Below are 2,094 nucleotides of genomic sequence, written 5' to 3' on the forward strand. Positions count from 1 at the left end.
CCATCAAGTTACATGAATAATGAAAAGCTATCAGAGTGATAGCTTTTCTTTTGACTGCTCTAAAAGGGGGTTATTTAGAAAGGTCTTCGAGCATGCCAATGAGTTCATTTTCTGTTTGAGGTTCTTTTGCTAGCTCTACCTCTGCCGATGAGCCACCTTTTAACATATAGGCCGTTGTTCCACAGTGGTCATAGTGAAACCACTTACCATTTACACATACATCTGTGTAGCATCTTGGATCTTGTTTCAATTCCATGTGAACTTCCCTTGCAACATTTGCCTAACAACTTTTAATCTAGTTGATTACAAATGGGCGCAAATTGATCTAAATCAATAGAGGGTAACTTAGGGTGGTATGCTTGAAGGAAATACAACTTAAGAAGTAGGGATATACCTAGTAGGGTTGGAGTTACTGTTGGCATTTGGTGCACTCCATATCTAGAATATAAGTCTTGATTGAAAATAAAATCCCACTTACGCTGCGGCAACCTGTTAGGTTAACGACCTGATTTTTATAAAGTGATACGTAATGACCAATATTTTTATCGTAGTTGTTCTGCTTGTCGTGTTTTTCTACTTTATCCAAAAGTATGTGATTAAGCATGACGATACAAAAGACCACGCTTACCAGAAAAAAACCAGCTTAATGACGATGCAAGAAGCGGCATTCTTCAATGCATTAAAAGCAGCTGTTGGTGAGCATGGCGCTGTCTTTTCAAAAGTGAATATGTCTAGCGTGTTAACGCCGGCTAAATCGAACAATAAGAAGAACTGGTTTGTGGCGAACAACAAAATTTCGAGAAGTTACTTTGATTTTGTTGTATGTGACCCTAGAAGCTTGGAAGTGCGTGTCGTTATCGAGTTTGATAATGGAAAGGAACTCGATAAAGGTAAGGTCGACCGTGAAAAACTACTGATTCATGTATGCAAATCTGCCGGAGTTCCACTTATTGGAACAACGGTTAAACATAGTTATCAAGTGAGTCGTCTGAAACGGTTACTCGCGGCACATATCGATTTGATTGAGCCTTCGAAAGAAATTCGGTTTTGTCGTAAATGTGGCAGCCCAATGGTTATCAAAATAGCAAACCAAGGTGACTTTAAAGGTCGACGCTTCTTCACTTGTAGTCGCCAACCAAATTGTACTTATACTGAAAACTATAACGTTGTTTTTGAAACTGAAAGTGAATAAATTCCCTGTGAATCGTCACAAGATTTTGAATTGCACCTATAGTTAAATTTAGGTGCAATTTAAATCAAGGCGACTAAATGAAGTGTCTTTTAATATTCCTCTCTATTTTTAGTTCTTTTAGTTACGCTCAATCGTCGTTTACTCTCCATCTGCCTGCTACAAGTGACAACACACACCTTTATTACCATGAACTGTTGATCCGCTCACTGGAGTTAATTGACGTTGAACTAAAAATTGAAGTCATAGGCGAACATGTGCCACAAAAACGTATGGTAAAGATGGTCGAAAAAGATCAGCTTTCACTAATGTGGTTACTTCAAACCCCAGAGCGTAATCAAAAATATGGTTACGTTGACGTGCCAATAACCAATGGGCTTATTGGGAAAAGGGTTATGCTTATTCCTCAAGGTGCTCAGTGGCGCTATAGAAACATTGAAACGTTAAGTGATTTACAAAATAGTGAACTAGTTGCTGGGCTGGGAGTGAATTGGTACGACGAGAAAGTATGGAAAGCGAATGGGCTGAATGTTTATACTCAAGATGGAGAGTGGAGGGCTCTGTACCAAAAACTGTCCGTTTCCGGTGAAGTTAACTATTTCCCAAGAGGGGTGAATGAAATCGGCAACGAAGCATTTTATAACCCTGAACTAGCCATCGAGAAAAACCTACTTCTAGTGTATGACCAGGACTACCGATWCTACCTGAGTGATAGCGCCCTAAAATATCAGCCTATGCTTAATAAAGCATTACAAGCAGCATCAAACTCGGGGTTAATTGATGAGTTGGTGAAAAAATACTGGAAAAATGACCTTGATAAATTGGATCTAGAAAATCGAGTTAGAATTGATTTAGTTACTCCTTAACTGATTAATTATAGAGAGAATAATGTGATACCTCTCATG

The 2,094-nt window shown here is 38.7% G+C and carries 4 protein-coding genes; 2 read left to right on the forward strand and 2 right to left on the reverse strand.

Annotated elements, in window-relative coordinates; genetic code table 11:
* Nucleotides 1-70 precede the first annotated feature (70 nt).
* Both L4C33_RS21805 and L4C33_RS21810 read right to left on the reverse strand, forming a co-directional pair.
* Nucleotides 71-256: a hypothetical protein gene (locus tag L4C33_RS21805; protein WP_428814476.1), complete on the reverse strand. Its 186-nt coding sequence runs from the start codon at nt 254-256 to the stop codon at nt 71-73.
* A 34-nt stretch (nt 257-290) separates the two neighbouring features.
* Nucleotides 291-422 (reverse strand): hypothetical protein, encoded by a 132-nt coding sequence (locus tag L4C33_RS21810; protein WP_428814477.1) that lies wholly within the window; start codon nt 420-422, stop codon nt 291-293.
* Nucleotides 423-529: 107 nt separating this feature from the next.
* Between L4C33_RS21810 and L4C33_RS21815 the strand changes: the two genes are divergently transcribed.
* Together L4C33_RS21815 and L4C33_RS21820 are read left to right on the forward strand one after the other, a co-directional pair.
* Complete coding sequence (locus tag L4C33_RS21815) at nt 530-1,192, forward strand: DUF2726 domain-containing protein (protein ID WP_428814478.1); 663 nt, start codon at nt 530-532, stop codon at nt 1,190-1,192.
* Nucleotides 1,193-1,269: 77 nt separating this feature from the next.
* The gene (locus tag L4C33_RS21820; protein ID WP_428814479.1) at nt 1,270-2,055 is read left to right on the forward strand and encodes a hypothetical protein; all 786 of its coding nucleotides are present in this window, start codon (nt 1,270-1,272) and stop codon (nt 2,053-2,055) included.
* Nucleotides 2,056-2,094 lie beyond the last annotated feature (39 nt).

Origin of the sequence: Vibrio makurazakiensis (assembly GCF_050337375.1) — a bacterium.
Classification (GTDB): Bacteria; Pseudomonadota; Gammaproteobacteria; order Enterobacterales; family Vibrionaceae; genus Vibrio; species Vibrio makurazakiensis.

Excerpts from the sequence above, each read along its gene's own strand:
- L4C33_RS21805 (WP_428814476.1), bottom strand. The coding sequence starts at position 256 with ATGGAATTGAAACAAGATCCAAGATGCTACACAGATGTATGTGTAAAT.
- L4C33_RS21815 (WP_428814478.1), top strand. The coding sequence starts at position 530 with ATGACCAATATTTTTATCGTAGTTGTTCTGCTTGTCGTGTTTTTCTAC.
- L4C33_RS21810 (WP_428814477.1), bottom strand. The coding sequence starts at position 422 with ATGCCAACAGTAACTCCAACCCTACTAGGTATATCCCTACTTCTTAAG.